This is a genomic window from Acinetobacter sp. ANC_7635 (genome assembly GCF_056779945.1).
On sequence record NZ_JBWYIS010000001.1, the window covers coordinates 588,950 to 615,384 of the forward strand.

Annotated in this window: 26 protein-coding genes; 13 read left to right on the forward strand and 13 right to left on the reverse strand. The window is 38.1% G+C overall.

Annotated features, from left to right (window positions below; all coding sequences use genetic code 11):
- Window positions 1-26: 26 nt before the first annotated feature.
- The 4 genes from AC1M89_RS02975 to AC1M89_RS02990 form a co-directional block, all read right to left on the reverse strand.
- Window positions 27-263 carry a hypothetical protein gene (locus AC1M89_RS02975; protein WP_092766368.1) on the reverse strand — a complete coding sequence of 79 codons (237 nt, stop codon included), beginning with the start codon at window positions 261-263 and terminating at the stop codon, window positions 27-29.
- A gap of 115 nt (window positions 264-378) precedes the next feature.
- Complete coding sequence (locus AC1M89_RS02980; RefSeq protein WP_035263705.1) at window positions 379-612, reverse strand: hypothetical protein; 234 nt, start codon at window positions 610-612, stop codon at window positions 379-381.
- Between the two features lie 241 nt (window positions 613-853).
- Window positions 854-1,939 (reverse strand): tRNA (uridine(54)-C5)-methyltransferase TrmA, encoded by a 1,086-nt coding sequence (gene trmA, locus AC1M89_RS02985; RefSeq protein WP_481613888.1) that lies wholly within the window; start codon window positions 1,937-1,939, stop codon window positions 854-856.
- 85 nt (window positions 1,940-2,024) lie between these two features.
- A complete protein-coding gene (locus AC1M89_RS02990; RefSeq protein ID WP_035263702.1) occupies window positions 2,025-2,924 on the reverse strand; it encodes a LysR substrate-binding domain-containing protein in 900 nt (299 codons plus the stop codon).
- A 186-nt stretch (window positions 2,925-3,110) separates the two neighbouring features.
- On the opposite strand from AC1M89_RS02990, the gene AC1M89_RS02995 reads away from it, so the two are divergent.
- Window positions 3,111-3,434, forward strand: a complete 324-nt coding sequence (locus AC1M89_RS02995) for a hypothetical protein (RefSeq protein WP_481592687.1) — start codon at window positions 3,111-3,113, stop codon at window positions 3,432-3,434.
- Between the two features lie 245 nt (window positions 3,435-3,679).
- Here AC1M89_RS02995 and AC1M89_RS03000 read toward each other — a convergent pair whose 3' ends face one another.
- The 4 genes from AC1M89_RS03000 to ilvA form a co-directional block, all read right to left on the reverse strand.
- On the reverse strand, window positions 3,680-5,029 hold the full coding sequence (locus tag AC1M89_RS03000; RefSeq protein WP_180027881.1) for a TrkH family potassium uptake protein: 1,350 nt from the start codon (window positions 5,027-5,029) through the stop codon (window positions 3,680-3,682).
- Window positions 5,029-5,685, reverse strand: a complete 657-nt coding sequence (locus tag AC1M89_RS03005) for a potassium channel family protein (protein WP_035263698.1) — start codon at window positions 5,683-5,685, stop codon at window positions 5,029-5,031. Before AC1M89_RS03005 ends, AC1M89_RS03000 begins: the two co-directional genes overlap by 1 nt.
- Before the next feature lie 107 nt (window positions 5,686-5,792).
- Window positions 5,793-6,140 carry a hypothetical protein gene (locus AC1M89_RS03010; RefSeq protein ID WP_179998108.1) on the reverse strand — a complete coding sequence of 116 codons (348 nt, stop codon included), beginning with the start codon at window positions 6,138-6,140 and terminating at the stop codon, window positions 5,793-5,795.
- Between the two features lie 114 nt (window positions 6,141-6,254).
- A complete protein-coding gene (gene ilvA, locus AC1M89_RS03015; RefSeq protein WP_481589942.1) occupies window positions 6,255-7,793 on the reverse strand; it encodes a threonine ammonia-lyase, biosynthetic in 1,539 nt (512 codons plus the stop codon).
- Between the two features lie 104 nt (window positions 7,794-7,897).
- Between ilvA and rpiA the strand changes: the two genes are divergently transcribed.
- From rpiA to AC1M89_RS03055, 8 genes are all read left to right on the forward strand, one after another.
- Window positions 7,898-8,569: a ribose-5-phosphate isomerase RpiA gene (rpiA, locus tag AC1M89_RS03020; protein WP_481591051.1), complete on the forward strand. Its 672-nt coding sequence runs from the start codon at window positions 7,898-7,900 to the stop codon at window positions 8,567-8,569.
- 112 nt (window positions 8,570-8,681) lie between these two features.
- Window positions 8,682-9,365, forward strand: a complete 684-nt coding sequence (locus AC1M89_RS03025) for a M48 family metallopeptidase (protein ID WP_481613889.1) — start codon at window positions 8,682-8,684, stop codon at window positions 9,363-9,365.
- A gap of 648 nt (window positions 9,366-10,013) precedes the next feature.
- Complete coding sequence (gene argC / locus AC1M89_RS03030; RefSeq protein WP_481589944.1) at window positions 10,014-11,063, forward strand: N-acetyl-gamma-glutamyl-phosphate reductase; 1,050 nt, start codon at window positions 10,014-10,016, stop codon at window positions 11,061-11,063.
- A 76-nt stretch (window positions 11,064-11,139) separates the two neighbouring features.
- Window positions 11,140-11,889, forward strand: a complete 750-nt coding sequence (locus AC1M89_RS03035) for a DUF6776 family protein (protein WP_035263690.1) — start codon at window positions 11,140-11,142, stop codon at window positions 11,887-11,889.
- 16 nt (window positions 11,890-11,905) lie between these two features.
- Entirely contained in the window at window positions 11,906-12,319 is a 414-nt protein-coding gene (gene clpS, locus AC1M89_RS03040; RefSeq protein WP_035263688.1) for an ATP-dependent Clp protease adapter ClpS, read from the forward strand.
- Window positions 12,320-12,328: 9 nt separating this feature from the next.
- On the forward strand, window positions 12,329-14,605 hold the full coding sequence (gene clpA / locus AC1M89_RS03045; protein WP_481613890.1) for an ATP-dependent Clp protease ATP-binding subunit ClpA: 2,277 nt from the start codon (window positions 12,329-12,331) through the stop codon (window positions 14,603-14,605).
- Between the two features lie 61 nt (window positions 14,606-14,666).
- Window positions 14,667-15,020 (forward strand): YnfA family protein, encoded by a 354-nt coding sequence (locus AC1M89_RS03050; protein WP_481613891.1) that lies wholly within the window; start codon window positions 14,667-14,669, stop codon window positions 15,018-15,020.
- A gap of 215 nt (window positions 15,021-15,235) precedes the next feature.
- Entirely contained in the window at window positions 15,236-16,528 is a 1,293-nt protein-coding gene (locus AC1M89_RS03055; RefSeq protein WP_092766357.1) for an MFS transporter, read from the forward strand.
- Between the two features lie 49 nt (window positions 16,529-16,577).
- Here the strand turns inward: AC1M89_RS03055 and argF are convergent, their stop codons facing one another.
- Window positions 16,578-17,498 carry an ornithine carbamoyltransferase gene (gene argF, locus AC1M89_RS03060; protein WP_092766356.1) on the reverse strand — a complete coding sequence of 307 codons (921 nt, stop codon included), beginning with the start codon at window positions 17,496-17,498 and terminating at the stop codon, window positions 16,578-16,580.
- A 118-nt stretch (window positions 17,499-17,616) separates the two neighbouring features.
- The gene (locus AC1M89_RS03065) at window positions 17,617-18,270 is read right to left on the reverse strand and encodes a TetR/AcrR family transcriptional regulator (RefSeq protein WP_092766355.1); all 654 of its coding nucleotides are present in this window, start codon (window positions 18,268-18,270) and stop codon (window positions 17,617-17,619) included.
- Between the two features lie 219 nt (window positions 18,271-18,489).
- Between AC1M89_RS03065 and prpB the strand changes: the two genes are divergently transcribed.
- Window positions 18,490-19,374 (forward strand): methylisocitrate lyase, encoded by an 885-nt coding sequence (prpB, locus tag AC1M89_RS03070; RefSeq protein WP_035263679.1) that lies wholly within the window; start codon window positions 18,490-18,492, stop codon window positions 19,372-19,374.
- 4 nt (window positions 19,375-19,378) lie between these two features.
- Window positions 19,379-20,509, forward strand: coding sequence for a bifunctional 2-methylcitrate synthase/citrate synthase (gene prpC / locus AC1M89_RS03075; RefSeq protein WP_092766353.1), 1,131 nt, complete (start codon window positions 19,379-19,381; stop codon window positions 20,507-20,509).
- A 32-nt stretch (window positions 20,510-20,541) separates the two neighbouring features.
- On the opposite strand, the gene AC1M89_RS03080 is transcribed toward prpC, so the two are convergent.
- From AC1M89_RS03080 to glnL, 3 genes are all read right to left on the reverse strand, one after another.
- Window positions 20,542-21,195, reverse strand: coding sequence for an aminotransferase (locus AC1M89_RS03080; RefSeq protein WP_481588197.1), 654 nt, complete (start codon window positions 21,193-21,195; stop codon window positions 20,542-20,544).
- 104 nt (window positions 21,196-21,299) lie between these two features.
- Window positions 21,300-22,790, reverse strand: coding sequence for a nitrogen regulation protein NR(I) (gene glnG, locus AC1M89_RS03085; RefSeq protein ID WP_481591044.1), 1,491 nt, complete (start codon window positions 22,788-22,790; stop codon window positions 21,300-21,302).
- On the reverse strand, window positions 22,777-23,886 hold the full coding sequence (glnL, locus tag AC1M89_RS03090; protein WP_180027802.1) for a nitrogen regulation protein NR(II): 1,110 nt from the start codon (window positions 23,884-23,886) through the stop codon (window positions 22,777-22,779). Before glnL ends, glnG begins: the two co-directional genes overlap by 14 nt.
- A gap of 361 nt (window positions 23,887-24,247) precedes the next feature.
- On the opposite strand from glnL, the gene rimO reads away from it, so the two are divergent.
- Window positions 24,248-25,591 carry a 30S ribosomal protein S12 methylthiotransferase RimO gene (gene rimO, locus AC1M89_RS03095; RefSeq protein ID WP_481608485.1) on the forward strand — a complete coding sequence of 448 codons (1,344 nt, stop codon included), beginning with the start codon at window positions 24,248-24,250 and terminating at the stop codon, window positions 25,589-25,591.
- Between the two features lie 47 nt (window positions 25,592-25,638).
- Window positions 25,639-26,367 carry a UMP kinase gene (gene pyrH, locus AC1M89_RS03100; RefSeq protein WP_035263670.1) on the forward strand — a complete coding sequence of 243 codons (729 nt, stop codon included), beginning with the start codon at window positions 25,639-25,641 and terminating at the stop codon, window positions 26,365-26,367.
- Window positions 26,368-26,435: the final 68 nt, after the last annotated feature.

A 26,435-nucleotide genomic window follows, 5' to 3' on the forward strand; every position in this document is an offset into this window, starting at 1 on the left:
AAATTTTTTATTCAACTCAAATGAAGTTATGAGAAGAAAGCATTTTGTGCTTCACAATTTTTAATTGCATCTTCTTTAGGAAGCTGTTTAATTTGCTCTTCAAACTCGATTTTTTGACGATCTATGGCAGTTTGAGGAATACCGCTCTCTTTCGCTAATTTTTCAATGTTGCCCCAAACTTCCTCACATGCTGAAGGTAGCTTATTACAACCACTAAGCGATATGAAAGTCGCCCCTAAAATAATGAATAGAATATTTTTCATTGAATCCCCAAATGTATTTTTAATTATCCTATGAGCTTATCTTAATTGAACATTTTTAAATTGAACAGAAAATTTATCATAAAAAAAAGCACTGTCTATGCAGTGCTTTTTTTCTTTACTGAAGGGTGATTTTGTTACTCAATAAATCAGTAAGATCTTTTTTTGAATAGCCACGCGAAATAAGAACTTTTTTGATTCCGCGGATTACATCTTCATCTGATGCCTTTTGTAAAGCCTCGATCAACTGATCGTTAGTCTTACATGAACAATCATTTTCAACACAAGCAATTTGATTTTTATGCTCGTTCTGCTGCGAATCTGATGAAAACAGCTTTTGCCAAAAACTCATAGAGCCTTCATTTGCAACCAAAGATAGGTCGAAATATAGTCGATTTAAAATTTAATGCAAGTTTGTAATCGTGATTTAAGGCACATTTTAAAATAAATATTTCGATGATAAACCTAAAGTTTAACGAAATTATGACATTAAAAAATTAAATTTTCTTTATTCATATGATTTTTAAGTGAAATTCAAAAAGCATAAAAAATGGACAGTGTAAGAACTGTCCATTTAGTAAGAAATAAATTGTTTAAATTTTCTCTAAAAGAACGCCTGACTCGACATGGTGGGTATAAGGAAATTGATCGAACAGCGCAAATTTAGTGATTTTATGAGTTTCCGATAACATCTTTAAATTGTCGTGCAAAGTATCTGGATTGCATGAAATATAAATAATACGGTTAAAGCGTTGAAGCAGCTTCAAGGTATCATCATCAATGCCTGCACGAGGTGGATCTACAAATACAGTATCGAAGTCATAACTTTGAATATCAATATTGGCTTCTTGTAAACGTCTAAACTCACGTTCTGCATTGAATGCTAAGGTAAAATCTTCAGCTGAAAGGCGAGCAACTTGAATATTATTAATTTGATTTTGCTCAATATTCCATTGCGCTGCATAAACTGATGATTTAGCCAGTTCCGTTGCTAGAACGCGATTAAACTTTAGCGATAATGGAAGGGTAAAATTACCATTACCGCAATAAAGCTCTAAAAGATCTTTATCACTGGTTTGAGCTGCATTACATGCCCACTCCAGCATTTTTTGACAAACTTGTGCATTAGGTTGCGTGAAGCTACTTTCAATTTGCTTATATTTGAATTTACGGTCAAATACTTGTAATTCTTCAACTACATATTCATCCGTCAATACAATTTTTTGACCACGGCTGCGACCAATAATCTTAATATTGAGTTTTGAAGATAAATTTTTTGCTAGTTGTTCCCAGTCTTGATCAAGCGGACAACGATAAATCAATGAAACCAGCATTTCACCGTTCAACGTTGAAAGAAAATGTACTTCAAACAGACGCTTAGAGAGCACTGCATTTGATTTTAGTTCAGAGAGGAGAACTGGCATTAAATCATTAATAGATTTATCCGCGATTGGAAACTCATCAACACGTACAACTTTCTTTTGAATACCATCTTCCGTGCGTTCAAACATGGCATAAAACATATCATCTTCTGTATGCCAAATACGGAACTCAGCTCGCATACGGAAATGTTTTTCACGAGATGAAAAAACTTCTAGTTCAGGTGGTTGATATTCAGCAAATTGATTGCGGATACGTTCAATTTTTGCATCAAGTTGTTGTTGATAAATAGAAGTCATAAAATCTAAAAAAAACTAGCACAAAGCAGAGTGAATGGTAGCAAATAATAAGCCAACATTCTTCTAAATCTTTATGCTGTTGTGACTATCTTTTGGTGAGGTGCTCAACTAAGTAGTCGATGAACACACGTACAGCTGGTAATAAACCACGGCGAGAAGGGTAAACCACATGAAAAATACCGTGTGGTGCATTCCAGTTAGGCAGAACCTTAACAAGACGCCCATCTTTAATATAATCTTCAACAATACTGTCTGGGAGTAATGCTACCCCACAATTGTCACTTGCAAGTTGTGCAAGCATAAGTAAGTCAGAGCCCATCACGACTGGACTCACTTTGACTTTAATCGATTTGTTGTTTGAATCATGTAGTACGAGTTGTTGATCAGTATGTTCATCAACCATACTTAATATTCGATGATTTGAGAGTTCTTCAGGTTTTTTGATAGATCCAAATTCATTGAGATAAGCCTGGCTGGCGAAAAGATGTTGTTCAATATTTTCAAATTTTCGAATGACCAAACTTGGGTCATCATCCAAACTTGAGCGAACACGAAGCGCTAAATCAATTCCTTCATTGATGATATCGACACGTCGATTAGTAACCATCAATTGAACTTTAATTTCAGGATACTGCTTAAGGAAATTTGGCAGTATTTTGGTCATTTCATGCTGGGCAATTGATACGGGTAAACTGACACGAATTAAGCCTCTTGGTTGTTCACTTAAATGATCTACCAAATCATGAGCAGATTGGGCAGCATTCATCATTACTTGCGCATGGCGATAAATGTTCATCCCAATATCAGTGACAGCAAAATGACGTGAACTACGTTGAATAAGCCTTACACCGAGATTTTCTTCTAAATTATAAACACGTCGACTCAATTTTGATTTGGGAATGTCGGTTGCTCGCTCGGCAGCGCTAAAACCACCATGTTCGACAACAAGGGCAAAGCAATAAAAATCATCTAAATCTGAAAGCATGGATTCATTCCATATATGCGACGTTTTGTTAAAAAATACATTATTGTTCTGAATAGTCAATTGAGTTGCTGTGTTTTCTCTAAAATCTAAGGTTGTTATATGTAGTAATGAATAAAGAGGGCTATTTAAAAATCTAAAAGCAATGGTTAAACTTATGTTTTATAGCACGTAATACTTAAGGTTGACATGGCTTATACAACAATTGAACTTCAAGATCCTCAAGAAAATGTACAGTGCCCGCATTGTCAACACGCTGTTATCGACTGGAATGAAGAGCAATATATTCAACCTTGTGATCATACATTGTTTATTGCTATGGACTTGGGATTTGAATTTATTTCAGATGAATTTGAAGCAACTATGCCTCGCACAGTAGATGAAATTCATGCAGATGATGAAAACTCGGATGTGTTTACTGAGATTACACGTTCTGATTTAGCTCAGTTTAAAATTTATAAAGTTGCATTGGGTGTCGAAAACCTCAATCGTTATATTGGTTTCCAATCATAATTTTTTTAATCACACGCATATGGTGAAAAGACTTGGAGTTACCTTGAGTCTTTTAATTTCTTTGTATTGGGTTATTGATTGCAAAGTTCTAAGTTTGTGTTAATTCATGATAAGTTCAATGCTTTGCATAAAGAAATCATGGCTATCATACATAAAACGCACTTATGGCTATAAACATCTGATCTATTTTTGGATTGGTTCGTGTTTTATCGATCAACTTCACCTTAGATCCAAGTGAATTCTATCTAACCCACTTGGATTTCAGCATTAGGATGACTCAACCTGCTTTTTTTAGGGGTTGCAATTAAATAAGCCAATGTCAAAGGACCGAGACGACCCGCAAACATCAGTATCATGAGCATATATAAACTTGCAGGTTGTAATTCTGAAGTAATACCTCTAGATAATCCGACTGTACAAGCCGCGGAAACAGCTTCAAATAGTAAATCTAGAAAACGTTTATTAGGCTCTAAAATTAACAGCGTAAAGAAACCAATGAAAATGAGCATAGCAGTTATGCTAATGACCGCAAGAGCTTTATAGGTGACAGTTGCAGGAATCGAGTGTTTAAAAACAGTGACTTCGTCAGCTCGTCTCAAAAACGTGATCACACTTAATACTACAATAATAAATGTACCTACTTTAATACCACCAGCAGTACTTAAAGATCCGCCTCCAATAAACATTAATAGCATAGTCACCAAGGTTGCTGGATCACTCATACTGGCCATATCAATACTATTAAATCCAGAGGATCGCGGTACTGTGGCATGAAACCAAGCATTTAATGCTTGGTCTCCAATTGACATTGGGGCGAGGGTCAATGGATTATTTGCTTCTAAACACCAAATCATAATAAAGGCAAATAGATTGAGTCCTGCGATAGTAGAAAGAATGAGTTTGCTGTTTGTTGAGAGTTTTTTCCACTTATGAGCGCGTTTGATATCCATAAGTACCACAAAACCTATTCCACCAATAATATACAACATACTGATGGTCAGTGTTACAGCATATTGACCTGAAAAGCTCATTAAGCTGTTTGGAAAAAGAGAGAAACCACCATTATTAAATGCTGAGATACTGTAAAAGGCTGCATAAAACAGAGCATCACTAAAATCGTAGTATTGAAGCCATGTAAATGTCAGGATGAATGTTCCAATCCCTTCGAAAAATAGAGAATACAATAAGACGGCTTTAACAGTGAACGAGGCCCTTGCTAAACTGGTTTGACCAATTGTTTCTTGAGCCATCACTTGTTGCTTTAAACCAAGTTTAGTGGAAAGGCTCAATGCAGCCAAAATTGCGAAGGTCATGAATCCTAAGCCACCACATTGGATGAGTAGCATAATGATGAGCTGACCAAAAGTCGTATACGCCTCGCCAATATTGACCACAGAAAGTCCCGTAATTGTCACAGCAGACGTGGCGGTAAATAAGGCTTCTAGCCAAGAGACATTTCCTTCGTGTGCAAAGGGAAGTTTTAGCAGTAATGTTCCAATGATAATAAAACTGAGAAAGCCCAAAGCAAGCAAACTTGGTGGACTCAAATTGATACTTTGCGTTTTTTTATTGATCAATTGATCATAAAATTTCATCATTTCGAAATAAATCTCGATGAGAGTTTACGTAAAAGATTGACAGGACCTTCAACAATTAAAATGTCATTTTTTTGCAGCAATGTACCAGGTGCGATGTCATAAATTACATGTGTGCCACGTTGTAATAGTAATGTTTGTACGCCGTCGCTGTGCTCCATGATATCTTTAAATTCTACACCTTGTAGTTTTTCACCCACTTCCACTTTGACAATATAACGGTCATCATTCAACGCCATATAGCGTCTAACCATTGGATAACTTAATGATTGTGCAACGCGAATACCCATGTCTTCTTCTGGATGAATAATTTGACCAATACCGAGATGCGTCAAAATCATATGATGGGCTTTCGATTTTGCTTTTACTAGGATTTTTTCTACGCCTAAATTTTTAAGGTTGAGGACACATAGAATACTGGCCTCAATATCTTCTCCAATTGCGACAACGACGGCATCGCAATTCTGTACATTCAGTTCTCGAAGTACATGTTCATCTGTGGCATCGGCGATGACAGCATGACTGATGTTATCAGAGATATTTTCAACGTATTTTTTTTCAGTATCGATTCCAATCACATCATGTTTTAATTGAGTGAGTTCTAATGCAACTGTACCGCCAAAGCTGCCTAAGCCAATTACTGCAAATAGCGCCATTGAATATCCTAAAATTTTAAAGATCAGAAAGTGATGATTTGATTTTAATTTCGCTTTGAGTGAGTTTATCTTGTTGATCTGAGTTGATTCAATTCATTTGTTGAGGATTATTTGTGATCACTATAAAAATAGTAAATCGTGATTGAAATCAATGTCCATGAAAGTGCTAAGTAAATATAAGTTAAATGAATATGATCAATCATAAAGTTAGCATGAACGAAACTTGTTGTGATCACAATTGCCATCATATATATCAACGTCATACGATAACGATAAATAGGTGCTAATCCCAACATGATATAGGGGAGTGCTGCATAACCTAAAAAAATAAAAACTTCGAGGAATTTGCTTAAGGTGGTAACTTCAGGATATAGATATTTCGAAATAAACAGAATTGCGGAAAAGATGATCCACATGAGAAAAGGAATTACTACAAAACTGAACCATATTTGCATGATTTATCTTAATATCTAAAATTTTAAAGTGATCGTTTTTTCTATCTTTCGATTTTAATTGTATATCAATTATTGAATTAAAAAAGCCTGTCAAAATGACAGGCTGTATTGATTTTATTTGAGGAAGCGTTGATAACCAAGATTATTGGTAATTTCTTCGTATGGATAATTGATACTTTCTAACGTTTCAACTAAACCATCAGGGTTTTGTTGTGCATCTTCAGCTTCGAGTCCAACCAATACACGACCTTCAGCCGCACCATGATTACGATAATGGAACAGGGTAATGTTATGCGTTGGACCAAGACGTTCCAAGAATGTTAATAATGCACCTGGACGTTCAGGAAATTCAACGCGGAATAAACGTTCATTTTCAATATCAGCATGACCACCGATCAGGTAGCGAATATGTAATTTGGCAACTTCATCGTCAGATAAGTCATCCACATCATACTGAAACTTTAATGTTTCGAATATTTCTTGACGTTCTTTTTCGCCGCTTTTTAAACTAATTCCAACAAATACTTGCGCTGCAGTCGCACTACTTGCACGGTAGTTGAATTCAGTAATATTTCGACCTTGAAGGGCACGACAGAAATTGAGGAATGCACCTTTTTGTTCAGGAATCGTAACAGCAAAAATAGCTTCTTTACGTTCACCTAATTCAGTTCGTTCTGCAATATAACGTAAACGGTCAAAGTTCATATTTGCACCGCATACAATTGAAACGATGTTTTTACCTTCTAAGCCGTGCTCAGCCACATATTTTTTAATCCCTGCAAGTGCCATCGCACCTGACGGCTCAACAATACTACGGCATTCATCATAGGTGTCTTTAATTGCTGCGCATATTTCATCAGTATTCACAAGAACAACTTCTGGTTCTACGATTGGACCTGAATTGTCAGATTTTTGCAGACGAATCACTTCAAAAGGTTTTTCACCGATTTGCGCCACGGCTGTACCATCGGCGAATAAACCAACTGAAGGCAGAATCACACGTTCATTTACTTCTAAAGCAGCTTTTAAACAAGCTGACTCGTCATATTCCACAGGAATAACTTTGACATGCGGTGCTACATCACCAAGGTAAGCAGCAACACCTGCAATCAAACCTCCACCACCAACGGCAACAAATACATAATCCACATCTCGCCATTGACGTAAAATTTCATTGGCAATTGTACCTTGACCAGCCATAACGAGTTCATCGTCATAAGGCGGAATAAAAGTCATTCCTTCTTCTTGCGCACGTTGAATTGCGTATTTATTTGCGATGTCAAAAGAATCACCATGAAGTACGACTTCACCACCCAAACGCTTTACAGCTTGGACTTTAATGTCTGGTGTTGTCTTAGGCATCACAATAATCGCGCGAATTCCTAATTTTTTTCCTGAGAGTGCTACACCTTGAGCATGGTTACCAGCAGAAGCGGTAATGACACCTCGTTCTAGTTGAGCTTTAGGAAGTTGGCTGATTCTGTTATAGGCACCGCGGAGTTTGAAGGAGAATACGGGTTGTAGGTCTTCACGTTTAAAACGAATATTATTGTTAAGACGTTCACTAATTCGTGGTGCCGCTTCGAGTGGGGTTTCGATAGCAACGTCGTATACCGTTGCTTGTAAAATTTGTCGAACCAAACGAGACAGCATGTTAATTTTCCATCTAACAGTTTAAAATAGGCGCTTATTGTAACAAACCATAAGGCTTAGCGGTTTAAAATAACTGCAAAAGTCCAAATTAGTTGAGTGAAGTCATGAGTCTATATGCAACCCAAGATGAGAAAAAACAAGCAGCAGCACAAGCAGCTTTAAAACACTTACCGAAAGGGGGCATTTTAGGCGTAGGCACAGGCAGTACTGTTAACTTTTTGATTGATTTACTTCCTGAACTTCAATTAGAAGCTGCAGTTGCAAGTTCGGAAGCGACTGCGCAGCGTTTGAAGAAGCTGGGTATTGAAGTGGTAGATATGAACTCAGTGGGTGGTCTTGATGCATATGTAGATGGTGCAGATGAGATTGATCGTCATATGCACATGATCAAAGGTGGTGGTGCGGCATTGACACGTGAAAAAATCGTGGCATCGATTGCAAAAAAATTCGTCTGTATCGTAGATGATTCTAAATGGGTAGATCAGTTGGGGCGTGATTTTCCACTTCCTGTTGAAGTGATTCCAATGGCACGTTCTGCTGTTGCTCGTAAAATTGTCTCTTTAGGTGGCGACCCAGCGTACCGTGAAGGTGTAGTGACCGACAATGGTAACGTGATTTTAGACGTGCATAACTTAAATATCTTAAATGCACTTGAGCTTGAAAAAACATTGAATGATATCCCTGGTGTGGTATGCAACGGTATCTTTGCTTTGAATAAAGCAGACATTGCGATTGTTGCGACCAACAACGGTATTGAAGAGCGTACAGCGATTTAATTTTAACTCCTTGACGAGCTAGTCTCCCTAAACTCCCTCTTTTTAAATAGAGGGGCTTTTCTTCCCCCTTTCTTAAAGGGGGAGATGGGGATTTAATAATTAAAGAATAACAATGACTTTATCCGACCTTCCTGATATTGAAATCACCAAAAGTATTCGATCGAAAAGACTACGTCTACGTATAGATGGAACGTCAATTCGTGTGACTGCGCCATGGTTTTGTACCCATAAACAAATACAACAGTTTGTTCAAGATTCAGAAGCTTGGATCGTTCAAACTTGGCAGGCACAACAAAGTAAAATTCAACAGATTGATCGCGTTTTACCTTTATCTTTACAGTTATTTAATTTAGAAAATTCTATTAAAATTCAATATATTCAGCAGAAATTAAACTATAAGTTTGATTCAGTGATGAATGAGCTGAGTGTGAGTGATCGTCAGCCTCAACAATATTTAAAAGCCTTTGTTATTGATTATGCTAAACAGCATCTGCCTGTATATCTGGCTCAAGTATCTGATCAGTGTGGTTTAGCTTATCATGGCTGTAAGATTCGTCAGCCAAAAACGCGGTGGGGAAGTTGTACAGCACGTCAGGACATTATGTTGAATAGTGCTTTGGTGCTTTTTCCTCAGGAAATAACACGCTATGTTTGTGTGCATGAATTAGCACATACAAAGCATTTTGATCATAGTGCTCAGTTTTGGGCGGAAGTGGCGAAGTATGATCCAGATTTTAAACTTAACCGAAAAAAATTAAAAATAACGCCGTTGCCATATTGGTGGATGCATAATTAATTATTATGCTGGGATTGCTTTGTCGATATTAAAAAATCAATTGTTTAGCGCTAGTCAATTAGTCTGATCTGGCGACTGGTATTCTAAATTTTGGCTATCATGATTGCTCTGTTTGGTTAGTTTGTCTCTAATATGCTCATAAGACGAATTGGTGTGTGTTTTTTTGATTCTAATTTTGTCTGTACCTGCTTTAATGCTTTATAGCATCCTCATGTATATTCTACTGAACCCGAGTAATCCTATTCACTTTCATTGGACGAACTATTTATCGCTTTTTGGCGGGGCTATAGCGTGGTTGATATTATTGATCATGGCAATTTTATAGATAAATCAAAAAAAAGATTTCTAAATTGCTTTCCGTGAGTGGAGGGTTATGTTCGGTATGGGGAGTAACTCCTTTTGTTGTGAAACAGGATCCGATCGTATTTCTTGCTCTCCCAGGGTTTATATTTGCACTGTATTTATGCTATTTGAGTTGGCAGGTAAATCAATGAAGTCACATGATAGACTTTATTAGATGCTTAACAGAGCCATCTAAATTATTAAACTTATAAAATAACAGCATTACCATATGAAAGGGTTCAGAAAGTCACAAGTTCCTGTCATACTACTGCCTGTAACGAATACAGTCATTTAGAGGTAGATATCGTGATTTCAGTTGGTATTGTTGGTGGTACAGGATATACAGGCGTTGAACTTTTGCGTCTTTTGCTGCGACACCCAAATGTTCAAGTGAAAGCACTGACTTCTCGTACTGAGGCTGGTCGTCGTGTCGATGATATGTTTCCAAGTTTACGTGGTCATACCGATCTAGAGTTTTCAGATTTAAGCTTAGATTTATTAAAGTCTTGCGATGTTGTGTTTTTTGCGACACCACATGGTGTAGCGATGAAACACGCTGAAGAATTAGTAGCAGCGAATACAAAAGTAATCGATTTAGCCGCTGACTTTCGTTTGCAGGATTTAGCGCAATTTGAAAAATGGTACGGTATGGAGCATGCTTGTCCAGATCTACTTAAAAATTCAGTGTATGGGCTTTCTGAGCTCAATCGTGAAAAAATTAAACAAGCTCAAGTGATTGGTAATCCTGGTTGTTATCCAACGACAGTTCAAATTGGTTTGGCGCCTGTACTGAGATCTTCAGAAGTATTGGTAAAACCTGAAAGTATTATTATTGATGCAAAATCTGGTGTATCTGGAGCTGGACGCAAAGCAAGTTTAGGCATGATCTATACTGAAAATGCTGATAACTTCAAAGCCTACGGTGTTGCAGGGCATCGCCATCATCCTGAAATTGTTGAAGCGCTTGAAAATATATCGGGACAGAAAGGTGTATTTGACAATATCCTTTTTGTTCCGCATTTGGTGCCGATGATTCGTGGCATGTTATCTACAATATATATCGACTTAACAGAAGCAGGTCAGCAAGCCGATTTGCAAGTAATTTACGAACAGTTCTACCAAAACGAGCAGTTTGTTGATGTTATGCCGGCAGGAAGTTCACCAGAAACTCGTTCTGTTCGTGGATCAAATGATTTACGTATTGCGTTGTATAAACCACAACCAACAAAGTTAGTCATTTTAGTTGCCCAAGATAACTTGGTGAAAGGTGCAGCAGGACAAGCTGTTCAAAACATGAATTTAATGTTTGGATTTGCGGAAAATGCAGGCCTTAACGTGATTGGTTTATTACCATAAAAAACCTTTTTTGACTTCACACACATTTAACTTTGCAGTTAAATGTGTGTTTTGATTTTATAAATTAGAGATGACGATGCAAAACTCAGAATCAAATAATACGTCACAGCATAAAGATGAAAAAAATATCGGTTTTTTTCAATCGAATAAACCCCTTATGGCGGGTGGAATCATCTTATGTGCAGGCAGTTTACTTCTGGGCTATACGGTTGGTCATCGTCAAGGTCTAACTGTAGTTGGTTATGATGCTGACGCGGAACAATTGGTTGAAGTTGTCGAAAAACAAAAAAAAGAATTATCTGAGCTGAATAAGAAATTAAATACCTCAGTTCAAGAACGTGATGTTGCTGTAACTAACTCAAATGATATGTATGCTGCATTAAATCAAGCCAACGCTGAAAAACTTCAAATTGAAGGTCAGAGTGCGATTTTCCGAGAAGTGCTGAGACAACGTGGTGGATTAAGTTTAACAGTGCAAAATTTAGCTGTTAAGTCGCTTCCAGAAAATGTATATGAATATCAGGTTGATTTAGTTCAAGTCAGTCCGAATAAACGTAAAGCATCTGGTGAAATTGAAATCAGATTAATTCAAGGTACGGAAGTCTTGGTTGTTCCAATTTCAGAAAAATCATTCAATTTCGACCATTATCAGCGATTAACTGGTCGTTGGACGATGCCAAAAGGCTTTACGCCCCAATTTATTGAAATCCGTGTAAAAGGCTCAAGTGCTCAAACCAAGCGCTTTAGTTGGCAACGTGGTGAAGCAATCGAATCAACTGCTGCATTTGCAGCTGAAGTACCGCAAGCTGCGGCAAATTCTCAATAATAGATTATAGAGTGCTATGCGAAGTAATAAACGTCATAAATGTCTCAATGACATTAAATTATCATTTCAACAATCTGGATTGGTGGATTGGCACTTCAATCCACGATTGAGTGATGCACAAAATGATGAAGCCGATGGCGATTTAGCTGTAGCAACAGCACCACCGCAATTTAAGCGACCTCCCTTATACAATGTGGTATTGTTGAATGATGATTACACGCCAATGGATTTTGTAATTGAAATTTTACAACAATACTTTGCATTGAATCTTGACCAAGCTACCGAAGTAATGCTAACAGTACATTATCAAGGGAAAGGTATCGCAGGTGTCTATCCTAGAGACATTGCTGAAACCAAGGCGAATCAAGTCAACAATTATGCGCGCTCTCAAAGTCATCCATTGCTTTGCCAGATCGAGCCACAAGAATAAGGGGATCACATGCTCAGTCGTCAATTAGAAGTATCACTGCGTTTGGCTGTTAGCATGGCTCGTCAAAAGAGACATGAGTTTCTTACAGTTGAACATTTGTTACTCGCACTTTTAGATAATGATTCTGCCGTGAATGCACTAAAAGCCTGCGGTGCAGAAATTGTCAGTTTGCGTAAAGAACTTGAAGAGTATGTAGAGCAACATACGCCTAAATTAGGCGATAATGCTGAGCAAGCGCCTCATCCTACAGAAAGCTTTGATCGTATATTGCAACGTGCAATTTTCCATGTTCAGTCTAGTGGTGGAGATCGGACAGTTGAAGGTGCAGATGTACTGGTTGCAATGTACTCAGAAAGAGATTCATTTGCGGTTTATTTGCTAAAACGCCACCAAATCAATCGTCTTACTTTAACTCAATATCTTTCACACGGTGCGCGTAAGGAAGATGTTCCAGCTGAAGAAGAAACGGATGACTTAGATGGTGAAAACTCAGCCTCAGCAAATGCAGGTCCATTAGAACTTTATACCCTAAATCTCAATGCAGAAGCTTTAAAGGGTAAAACCGATCCTTTGATTGGTCGTGAAAAAGAAATTGAGCGTGCAGCTCAAATTCTATGTCGACGTCGTAAAAACAATCCGCTTTTGGTGGGTGATCCAGGTGTGGGTAAAACATCCATAGCAGAAGGTTTGGCTTGGCTGATTGTTAACCATAAAGCACCAAAGCCACTGCTGAATGCGGAAATCTATAGTTTAGATATCGGTGCACTTGTTGCAGGTACAAAATACCGTGGTGACTTTGAGAAACGATTAAAGCAATTGTTAAATGCCCTAAAGAAGAAGCCCGAAGCAATTTTGTTTATTGATGAAATTCATATGATCATTGGTGCAGGCTCAAGTATGGGTAGCACTATGGATGCATCGAATTTAATCAAACCTGCATTGGCAAATGGTACTTTACGTTGCATTGGCTCAACAACGTTTCAAGAATATCGTCAAGTTTTTGAAAAAGATCATGCATTATCACGCCGTTTCCAAAAAATTGATGTTAATGAGCCATCAATTAATGAAACAATTGATATTCTTCGTGGACTCAAGTCTAAATTTGAAGAATTTCATAAAGTTCAATATGATGATGCAGCTCTTGTTTCTGCAGTTGAGTTATCGGCTAAATTTATCAATGATCGCTTCCTCCCAGATAAAGCGATTGACGTAATAGATGAAGCAGGGGCACAACGACGTTTGAGAGCTGATCAAGATAACACTTTGATTACAGTTGAAAATATTGAAGATATTGTTTCGAAAATTGCACGAATTCCACCTAAAACTGTGTCTAAAGATGATAAATCTGTACTTGAGCACTTAGAGCGTGATCTTAAACGAGTTGTATTTGGTCAAGAAGAGGCGATTACCGCATTATCCTCTGCAATTAAATTGTCACGAGCTGGGCTTAAAGCACCAGATAAGCCAGTTGGTAGTTTTGTATTTGCAGGACCTACTGGTGTAGGTAAAACTGAGGTAACAAAACAACTTGCAAAACTACTCGGTGTTGAACTAGTCAGATTTGATATGTCTGAATATATGGAACGCCATGCGGTTTCACGTTTAATTGGTGCACCTCCAGGTTATGTTGGTTTTGATCAAGGTGGCTTACTGACTGACGCAATACATAAAAATCCACATTGTGTATTGTTATTGGATGAGATTGAAAAGGCACATCCTGATGTGTTTAATTTATTGCTGCAAGTCATGGATCATGGTTCATTAACTGATAATAATGGTCGTAAGTCAGACTTCAGAAATGTCATTATAGTGTTAACAACGAATATTGGCGCTGAAAGTATTTCCCGTACAAGTATTGGTTTTACAGAGCAAGATAATAGTCGTGATAATCAGGAAGCAATGAAGAAGGCATTTACACCAGAGTTTAGAAACCGCTTAGATGGGGTTATTCAATTTAAAGCTCTACCTACGACAGTAATCGATTCTGTAGTAGATAAATTCCTTACAGAACTTCAAGCTCAACTTGATGACAAAAAAGTTGTTTTAGAAGTAGATCAGTCTGCACGAGATTGGTTAAGTGAAAATGGTTATGATCGTCTGATGGGTGCTCGTCCAATGCAGCGTTTGATTCAAGAGCATTTGAAAAAGCCGCTTGCTGAAATGATTTTATTTGGTGAGCTGGCTGAAAACGGCGGTAATGTAGCAGTAACAGTTAAAAAAGAAGATGGCAAAGCTGTTGGATTAAAGTTGGAAGTATTTGAAGATTCTGCAGCTGAACCAGCATAGTGTGTTATTAATTGTATTAAAGCCCGTTTATTTAAACGGGCTTTAATTTTTGGGTGAAAGTATGGACATACAAGTTACAAAAGTAATATCTACGACAGCTTTATTTTTTCTGACAACACTGATGGAAATATTAGGGTGTTACTTTCCATATTTGATCCTAAATCAAGGGCGTTCGCATTGGTTGTGGCTACCCACTTTTGTCGCACTCGCTGCTTTTGTGTGGTTATTGACTTTGCATCCAGCAGCATCAGGTCGAATATATGCTGCATATGGAGGTATTTATATTTGTTCGGCATTGTTGTGGTTAAAGTTTGTGGATCAAATGGATCTTACTAAATGGGATATCATTGGTGGCGGAGTGGTTATTTTCGGGGCGCTGATTATCATTTTACAGCCACAAGGCTTAATTCGGTGAGCTGTTATAGGAGAAAGTCTGTTTAATTAAATTAATAATAAATCGACCTTGAATATTTTTGATAAAAATTTAGAAGCCTATTTAATAAAATTTACATAAAGGCTTTTTAAATTGGCATGAAATAGGCATATATTTTCCGCCTATAATTTTGAAATACTTCAGAGTTTCATCATTATTCGACAATAAACAATGTAATTAGAATAAGGATTTTTCATTTGTCTACAACATATTCCAAGCAAGAAAAAACCAGCCGTATCAAAGGAATTATTGGTGCAGCTTCTGGTAATTTAGTTGAATGGTTTGATTTTTATATATATGCAGTATTTGCTGTATATTTTACCCAAGCTTTAACTGCGCCAGATATGGATAGTTCTACCCAAGCCATCTATGTGTGGGGTGTATTTGCAGCAAGCTTTTTTATGCGACCTATCGGTAGTTGGCTTTTTGGTCGAATTGCAGATAAACACGGTCGAAAAAAATCAATGGTCATCTCAATTATATTGATGGCTATAAGTTCTTTCATGTTTGCAGCGTTACCAACGTATGAGCAAGTGGGTATGGCTGCACCGTTTTTATTATTAATGGTTCGATTGCTTCAAGGCTTATCCGTTGGTGGTGAATATGGTGCTGTGGCGACTTATATGAGTGAATTGGGTTTAAAAGGTCAACGTGGCTTTTTTTCATCATTTCAATACGTAACGCTCACGGGTGGTCAACTCCTTGCAAGTTTATTGGGTGTAATATTCTTAGCTTTTATGTCTGAACAGCAGCTTTATGATGGGGGATGGCGAATTCCATTTATTATTGGTGGTGTTGCAGCAATTTTATCTTTATTAGCGAGAAGTAGATTAGAAGAGACTTTATCCAGTGATGAAAGTGATAAAGAAGATTCTGGTACACTTCGTGAGCTTTTTAAAAATCACTGGAAAACTTTCCTTTTGGTAGTTGGTTATACTTCAGCAGGCTCTCTTAGTTTCTATGTGATTACAGTTTACTCAAAAACTTACCTTACCAATATTGGAATAGATCCTAAAACGGTAGGGTTGATGATGACAGCCTGCATTTTTGTACTCATGGTGGCGCAACCATTCTTTGGTGCATTGTCAGATCGTATTGGTCGCAGAAATTCTATGCTGTTGTTTAGTGGTCTGATGGCTATATTTATCTATCCAGTCATGGCAATCGGGATGAGATATTTCAGCGAAACTCCATTCATTGTCGCGATGCTACTGATTTTCCTGATGCTATTGCTTAGTTTGTATACCTCTATTGGCGGTATTGTAAAAGCTGAAATGTTTCCTCCGCATGTACGTGCGTTGGGTGTAGGTTTCTCTTATGCGATAGGTAATGCCGTATTTGGTGGTTCTGCACCTTCTGTTGCCTTGCAGTTTAAGGCCGCAGGAATTGAAAATTCATTTTTTATTTACGTGATCATTATTTTAATCGTATGTTTCTTTTGTAGTTGGCAACTTCCCAAAGAACCTAAATATTTAAAAGATGATCATTAAGAATTAGAAAATAAAAAAGCACCCGAGGGTGCTTTTTTAGTGGATGAAATTAATCTTTTTTTAAGCTTTCATTGATGAGGAACTCAACAAGTGCTTTTTGAGCGTGAAGGCGGTTTTCAGCTTCATCCCATACCACAGCATTTTTGTGATCGAGCATATTTTCTGAAATTTCTTCACCGCGATGGGCAGGTAAACAGTGCATAAATAAACAGTCTGGATGAGCAAGATCCATTAGACGTTCATTGACTTGAAAATCAGCAAAAGCTTTTTCACGAATTTTTTGCTCTTCTTCTTGTCCCATGCTGGCCCAAACATCAGTAACGATAAGGTCGGCATTCACTGCAGCATCTTCAGCAGAGTCTACAACTTCGGCGCAGTGCGCGAATTCAGAGAGAAATTCAGGTTTTGGTTCATAACCTTTTGGTGATGCAATCTTAAGTTTAAAGCCCCACATATGTGCAGCTTCGATATATGAGTTACACATATTATTACCATCACCAATCCACGCAACGGTTTTGCCTTGGATAGCGCCACGGTGTTCTACGAATGTTTGAACATCAGCAAGCAATTGGCAAGGGTGGTGATCATCGGTCAGTGCATTAATAACTGGGACTTTAGAATATTCTGCAAAACGTGTGACAATATCGTGGCCAAAAGTACGAATCATAACAATATCAAGCATGCTTGAAATAACGCGAGCTGAATCTTCAATCGGTTCGCCGCGACCTAATTGCGTATCCCGGGACGAGAGGAAAATTGCGCTACCACCAAATTGGGTCATACCAGCTTCAAAAGAAACACGGGTACGTGTGCTCGATTTTTCAAAAATCATTCCCATTACTTTACCAACAAAGGGTTGGTAGACTTCATGATTATGCTGCATGCGTTTTAATTCTATAGCACGATCAATAATGCGATTTAATTCTGCAGTTGAAAGGTCACGTAAAGTAAGAAAATGTCGTAGAGCCATGGTTACTCCACAATCATTGTTTCGTCAAAATAGTGAATGAGACGACCAATAATTGTTGGTTGATGAAAAAAAACGAGAATCGACTAATATACTATATGTAAAGAGAATTGCAAAAAAACTAGACTTTTTGGTGCCCATCTAGGAAGCGATCGACAGAATAGCTGATGTATTCGATGGTTTCTTGATCGGTTTCAAGTACTGGTATCCCCATTAAAATTTTCCATTCTAAATTTCTTAAGATTCCAAAATATAATTGAGCAGAAAATAAAGGATTTTCACATTTTAACACACCAAGTTTATGCGCATTTTCTAATGCATTTGCGATCGCTAACTGGATATGTTTAGGGCCTTTTTCGTGCAAATAAAGAGCAAGTTCTGGATTTTTTTGGGATTGCTCAATCACGAGGCGCATAAAGGCGGTATGATCTTCTTTTTTAATGTGGCGATGAAAGTTAAGTAGTGTATGTATCAGATAAGATCTAAAATCGCCATGATCTGGATCATATGCAACACAGATATCTTTAAAAAAGAGTTCACGTCGATAATCACATATAGCAGTAAAAAGGCCTTCTTTGCCGCCAAAATATTTATAAATAGATGCTTTGGAGCCTCCAGCATGTTGAACAATATCATCCAAAGACACAGCATCGTAGCCACGTTCCAAGAATAGCGTATTGGCGCTTAGCAATAATGCTAAACGTCGTTCTTGACCACGGCGAGTATGGGGCATATCACAACCAGAAGTTTCAATATGCGGAAATGGATGTTGCATGCAGTAACAATAGCGAAAAATGAAATTGAAGATGGAGTATAACAAATTAAAGCACTTAACGCCTGACACTCAAAATAATAACAAAATCAAAAAATGAATGATAATTCATTTTTATATGACTAAAGTTTTAGAGCAAAAATACTAAACGGTCATATATCAAACTAAATTTATAGATATACTAAAAACTCGATAATTATAGTAAACACTGTGGAAAGGAATATGACAGAACAATCGTCTGCAGGCTTAAGATTTAGACAAGCATTAGAAGTGGAAAAGCCATTACAAATCATCGGAACTGTAAATGCATATGCAGCAATGATGGCAAAACAAGTTGGCTATAAAGCAATTTATCTATCAGGCGCAGGTGTTGCAAACTATTCCTATGGTCTTCCTGATTTGGGAATGACGAGTTTAGATAATGTGCTTGAAGATGTTCGTCGTATCACTGAACGTGTAGATACGCCTTTGCTTGTGGATATTGATACAGGTTGGGGCGGTGCATTTAATATTGCACGAAGTATCAAGCAAATGATCGCTGCTGGAGCTGCTGCTGTTCATATTGAAGACCAAGTTGCGCAAAAACGCTGCGGACATCGTCCGAATAAAGAAATTGTGTCACAACAAGAAATGGTAGACCGTATTAAGGCTGCTGTTGATGCAAAAACTGATTCTAATTTCGTGGTCATGGCACGTACGGATGCACTGCAAAAAGAAGGGCTTCAAGCTGTCATTGATCGTGCATGTGCATGTGTTGAAGCTGGAGCTGATGCTATTTTTGCGGAAGCGATGACTGACATAACGATGTATAAAACAGTCTGTGATGCTGTTGGTGTGCCTGTGCTAGCGAATATCACTGAATTTGGTGATACCCCTTATTATACTACCGAAGAGCTAGCAGAACAGGGGATTTCAATGGTGTTATACCCATTGTCTGCGACACGTGCGATGCAGAAAGCAGCATTAGAAGTGATGCATTCAATCCGTAAAGACGGCACGCAAGTGAATGTTATTGATAAAATGCAACAACGAAAAGAATTATACGAGTTCCTTGATTATCATACTTTCGAAAACACACTAGATAAGCTATTCACTCAGGAGAAATAAAAAAATGGCTGAAGGAAAAGTATTGACTGGCGCAGGATTGCGTGGACAAGTCGCAGGTAAAACAGCACTTTCAACCGTTGGGAAAAGTGGTGCAGGCTTAACATATCGTGGTTATGATGTTCAGGATTTGGCGGAAAATTGCCAATTTGAAGAAGTTGCATATTTAATTTTCTTTGGTGAACTACCTACGGCGCAACAACTTGCGGACTATAAAGCAAAACTAAAATCACTGAGAGCGTTACCGCAAGCATTAAAAGAAGTGCTTGAACGTATCCCAGCAGATTCACATCCTATGGATGTTATGCGTACAGGTGTTTCTATGTTGGGTAACTTAGAAACAGAACAGTCCTTTGGTGAACAGCAAGATATAGCTGATCGTATTTTGGCAACATTGCCAGCCATTATTTGTTATTGGTATCGATATAGCCATGATGGTGTTCGTATCGAAGAAAATACTGATGACGACTCAATTGGTGCTCAATTCTTGCATTTATTGCGTGGCGAAAAACCTAATGAATTGCATGAACAAGTCATGAATGTTTCTTTAATTCTCTATGCAGAACATGAATTTAATGCTTCAACATTTACGGCACGTGTGTGTGCTTCGACGTTATCAGATTTACATTCGTGTATTACAGGTGCGATTGGTTCTTTGCGTGGTCCACTGCATGGCGGTGCAAATGAAGCGGCAATGGATATGATTGAGCAATGGAAATCTCCTGAAGAAGCTGAGCGCGAAATGCTGGGTATGCTCGAACGCAAAGAAAAAATCATGGGCTTTGGTCATGCAATTTACAAAGACAATGATCCACGTAATGGGATTATTAAGGTATGGTCTGAGCGCTTGGCTAAGGATGTAGGAGATACTGTTTTATATCCAGTATCAGTACGTTGTGAAGAAGTCATGTGGCGAGAGAAAAAATTATTCTGTAATGCTGATTTCTTCCATGCTTCTGCTTATCACTTTATGGGTATACCAACGAAGCTATTCACGCCAATTTTTGTGATGTCTCGTGTAACAGGATGGGCGGCACATGTGATGGAGCAGCGTGCGGACAACCGTATTATTCGACCAAGTGCAGATTACACAGGACCTGAATTACGCAAAGTTGTACCAATTGAACAGCGTGCTTGAAAAGCATAATAAAAAGCTCTTTCGGGAGCTTTTTATTTTGTTGAGCAGAGTAAAATGGCATCTTGTTTTTCGTAGCCTGTTTCAGTAGGAATACCCATATAACTAATAACTGCAACGCGATAATTGGGGAAAGTGTGAGGAAATGCGTAAAGTTTTTTGATCTGAGGTAAATTACGATGATATCGAATATTCTCGAATTGTTGGCTTTTATACATTGAAGGTTTAGAACTTTGGCTGAGTTGTACCTGAGATTGGAATTTACTTACTTTAATTTCAGGCACGTTTAACCAAAAATTTCCAGTCTGTTCTCTTTGTTTATTTAATTTTAGGTTAGCAGTCTTAGGGCTTAATGGCGCTGGTTTGACAAGGCGAGCTTGAATACTTTGAATTTTGCGAAGCGTATGCTGAGTTTCAGTAATGTGATTTCGGCTATTTAATGGGGTATAAATGGATTGAACCTCAATCGCTTTATGTGGGTTTCTGCTGTTGAGCAAATAATAATAAAGTGTTGGTAGTCGACCAGATTCATCATGGTAATGGCGTAAATAATATATTTTCTGATCTTTAATATCTGAACCTAGTACTTCTATTGTCTCCGGACCGCCGACTGTGGCAAAGGAGGGTGAAGAAATAAGGCAGAAGATGATACCTAGATAAGTTTTATGCTTTAAGTGATTATTGTTCATTTGGACTCATCTTTTTGTATTTTATATTGAGCATGATTTAAAATTTTAGAATTATGATGAAGAATAGGTTAATCAAATGTGTTGATTAACCTAAATCTAGAAGTTTACTCGGCAGTAGTGCTTACAACTTCATCTTCATCATCTTCAGCAGTATCCATTCCTAATTCTTTTAGCTTACGAGTCAAGGTATTGCGACCCCAACCTAAAAGCTCAGCAGCATGGCGTTTTCTTCCTCGAGTTTGTTGTAGTGCAGCATTAATTAAGGTGCGTTCAAACATAGGCGTGGCGATATCCAATAATTTCATTTCGCCATTTTTGAGTTTTTGTACAGCCCACTGACTAAGCAACTCATCCCAATGCTGAATAGCGATACGATCTGCTTGATTGTGTGGATGATTTGGATCATCAGATTTTTGGATTGGTAGTTGTTTTAACTCAGAAGGAAGATCTTCTGGGTAAACCTCTCTTCCAGTAATCATCACTGTCAGCCAGCGACATGTGTTTTCAAGTTGACGTACATTACCTTGCCAAGGTAACTGTTTCATGTATTCAATAGTTTCTGTACGTAAAATCTTTGGACTAACACCAAGTTCTTTACCTGCTCGTGCGAGAAAGTGTTGTGCGAGCATCGGAATGTCTTCCGAGCGGTGAGCAAGTTTAGGAATATGAATACGAATTACATTCAGACGATGATAAAGATCCTCACGGAAGCGTCCATCATGTACTAATTTTTCTAGATCTTGGTGAGTCGCAGCGACAATGCGGACATCAACACGCACTGGAATGTGTCCACCGACGCGATAAAACTCGCCATCAGCTAAAACACGCAATAAACGCGTTTGGGTTTCGAATGGCATGTCCCCAATTTCATCGAGGAATAATGTACCGCCATTGGCTTGCTCAAAACGACCTTGTCGCTGAGTATTAGCGCCAGTGAATGCACCTTTTTCATGACCAAATAATTCAGTTTCAATCAAATCTTTCGGAATGGCAGCCATATTAAGCGCAATAAATGGCTTGCTGCTACGTGGTGAATGACGATGCAATGCATGAGCGACTAACTCTTTACCTGTACCTGACTCACCATTAATTAATACCGTAATGTGTGATTGCGACAAACGTCCAATTGCTCGGAAGACTTCCTGCATTGCAGGAGATTCTCCAATGATCTCAGTTGATTGAATTGGCTGTACGGATGATTTCGCAGATTCTTGTTGTTGGAGCTTATTAATGTGCATGATGGCACGATTGACAAGTGCTAAAGCCTCATCAATATCAAATGGTTTTGGTAAATATTCAAAAGCACCCGTTTGATAGCTTGATACTGCTGACTCTAGATCCGAATGTGCCGTCATGATGATCACAGGTAGATCAGGATAATGACCTTTGACTTTAGCGAGAAAGGTAAGACCATCAATTCCTGGCATCCGTATATCTGTCAAAATTACATCAGGTGTATCATCAAGTAACTGATCCAGTGCAGATTGAGCTTCTTCGAAACTGGTAACATCTAAACCTTCTTCTTTAAATGTTTTTTCTAGAACCCAACGCATGGCGCGATCGTCATCTATTACCCAAATTTTATTTCGCGACATGGTTTAACTCCCAAGGTATATAAAGACTAAATACGGTTTTGCCTGGAACAGATTGGCATTCAATCATTCCATTGTGTTGATGCATAATATTTTGTGCGATGCTCAGACCTAAGCCTGTTCCTTTAGCGCGTCCTGTGACTAATGGATAAAATACGGACTCTAAAATTTCCTCTGGAACGCCAGGGCCGTTATCTTCGATATCAATTCGAACAGTTGAGCGATGTAAAGTTCCGTTAATCGTGACAAGGCGATGAATACGTGTACGCAGGGTTAATTCAGGTTGAGTGTCTTGAAAAAACTCTTTATTTTCAGTCATGGCCTGAATAGCATTTACACTGATGTTCAACATCACTTGAATAAGTTGATCCCGATCTGCTTCAACATCAGGTAAAGAAAGATCATAATCACGAGTAATTTTAATTTTCTTTTTTGTTTGGTTCACAATCAGAGAACGAACGCGTTCCAAAGGCTCGTGAATATTTACAGGTTCATAGCTTGGTAACTGCCGAGAACCGAGCATTGTGTCAGCAAGATTTCTCAGGCGATCTACTTCACTAATAATAATGTCCGTAAATTCTTTATATTCAGGATCATTTAAACTACGTGCCAATAATTGAGTTGCGCCACGTATGCCCCCTAATGGATTCTTAATCTCATGCGCGACACCTCTGATTAATTGGCGTGCGACCTGATGTTGTTGAATAAAATTTTCTTCTTTAGAAATTTTCAACATTCGATCAATTGGATTGAGTTCAATCAGAAGGAGGGGGTGATAACTTTTGCCAGTGTTAAGTTGGGCAACAGAATAGTCAACATGTACATCTTTAAAGTTCACAATAATAGTCGCTTCACGGCGGGTATAAGCTTGCCCCGTGAGTAATGTATTCGTGAGTGCTTCTTCTGTGTTAAATGAATCACCTGGAGATTGTAAAATACTGAGCACAGATTGACCTGATGCTCTTAATAAGCTGATATCAAAGAGTGCTTCACATGAGGAATTTAAATAAAAAATATTTAATTCACTATCGACTAAAAGTATCGCAGTGCTCAAGTTGTCTACGAGTAAACGGTAATCAATCGTTGGTTGTTGATTCATTAACCTCAAAATCCTGTCTTAAAATAGAGCAATTGCATCTATGAGTTTTTCCATCACTGCTCACAAAGAGGGAGTTATTTAATTTTAACGTCCTCAAATAAAGCAAAATATGAGCCAACTTTGTTTGAAATCGTTAAATACAACTAAAATGAACTCATTTATTAAGAAAAAAAGCGCGAAGCGATTGCAAAATATTCATGCAAAGTTGGGTTTATTTAATAATGCATCATATTGGTGCGATTGCAATATTTTTTAAAATTTATAGGAATATTTTGGTGCGTTATGCAAAGAGTGGGGTTTTCAACTGTTTTTATGAATTGAAAAGACATACAATACGCGGATTCTAGTGGAGCGCAGATTCATGAAATCCCCCAAAGTCGGTTTTGTTTCTTTAGGTTGTCCTAAGGCATTGGTAGATTCCGAGCGAATTCTTACTCAGTTAAAAACTGAAGGTTATGATGTAGCGTCGGATTATGACGGTGCTGATTTAGTTGTTGTTAATACCTGTGGTTTTATTGAATCTGCAGTACAAGAGTCATTAGACGCGATTGGCGAGGCGATGAGTGCGAACGGTCGCGTCATCGTAACAGGTTGTTTGGGTAAAGATGAAGAAAAAATTCGTCAAATGCATCCAAACGTACTTAAAGTGACTGGTGCAGCAGCTTATCAAGAAGTAATGGAAGCTGTGCATCAATATGTTCCTGAACCTCCTAAACATAATCCGTTTATTGATCTTGTGCCAGAACAAGGTATTCGATTAACACCAAAACATTATGCATATTTGAAAATATCTGAAGGCTGTAACCACCGTTGTACCTTCTGTATTATTCCAAGTATGCGTGGCGATCTGGTATCTCGCCCAGTTGGTTCTGTATTAGAAGAAGCGGCGGCTTTAAAACGATCTGGTGTAAAGGAAATCTTGGTTATTTCTCAAGATACTTCGGCATATGGTGTAGATACAAAATACAAGCTTGATTTTTGGAATGGTCAGCCTGTAAAAACTAAGTTCTATGATATGTGTGAAGCATTAGGTCAATTGGGTATTTGGGTGCGTCTGCATTATGTCTACCCATATCCACATGTTGATGCGGTTATCGATTTGATGGCACAGGGTAAGATCTTGCCTTACTTAGATATTCCATTCCAACACGCTAGCCCTAAAATTTTAAAACTGATGAAGCGTCCAGCGCATAGTGAAAACACGCTAGAGCGTTTAAAAGTTTGGCGTGAAAAGTGTCCTGATTTAGTCATTCGTTCTACATTTGTTGTTGGCTTCCCGGGTGAAACTGAAGAAGATTTCGTGCAACTTCTAGATTGGTTGAAAGAAGCTCAGCTCGATCGCGTTGGTTGTTTTACATACTCTCCAGTTGAAGGTGCAACTGCAAATGATCTGCCAGATCATGTGCCTGAAGAAATTAAACAGGAACGCTACGAACGCTTTATGCAGGTTCAGCAAGAAATTTCTGCTGCAAAACTACAAAAGCGTATTGGTCAAACCATGACTGTGCTGGTTGATGATCTAGAAGAAGAGTTTCCAGTTGCAGTGGCGCGTTCTTATGCAGATGCCCCTGAAATTGATGGAAATGTCTTTGTGGAAGATATTGATAAGAGCATGATTAAAGCAGGTGATTTACTGGTTGTTAAAATCACTGATGCGGATGAATACGACCTTTATGCAGAATTGATTGAAATTAAAACCGCATAATTGTTTGAAGAAATACTTATAAATGAATTCGGATATTGGAGTTTGTAATGTTAGATTCTAAAAAACCACGCTTTGGTCGTATTCTGCTAAAACTTTCGGGTGAAGCGCTAGCAGGCAATAAAGATATGGGTATCGATGCACAAGTGCTTGATCAAATGTCTTTATCTATTGCTCACTTGGTTGGTCTAGGTGTGCAGGTTGGTATCGTTGTGGGTGGTGGTAACCTTTATCGTGGTAGCCAATTACAGCAAGATGGGTTGGTTGGTCGCGTAACAGGTGATCAAATGGGTATGCTAGCAACTGTGATGAACGGTTTGGCGCTACGAGATGCATTGGTACGTCGTAATATTAAAACCCGTTTAATGTCAGCATTACCAATCGGTACAGTTGTAGAATCATATTCTAGCCGTGATGCGATTCGTCATTTAAATAATGGTGAAGTTTGTGTGTTTGTGGCGGGTACTGGTAATCCATTCTTTACGACAGATACCGCTGCTTGCTTACGTGGTATTGAGATTGAGGCCAACTTAATTCTTAAAGCGACGAAGGTAGATGGTGTCTACAATAAAGATCCAAGCAAATACGAAGATGCTGTTAAATATGATGCATTGACATTTGACCAAGTCTTAGATGAGAAACTTGGTGTAATGGATTTAACCGCGATTTGCTTATGCCGTGACCATAATGTTCCACTTCAAGTATTCGATATGAATAAATCAGGTGCGTTATTGTCAGTGGTTATGGGTGAAAAAGAAGGTACTCACGTTACTAATTGATGTACGTGGCTTTCAAAGCTATTTATACTAAACACTATTTTGATTTAAATTTTGAGAATTAGGTAAGG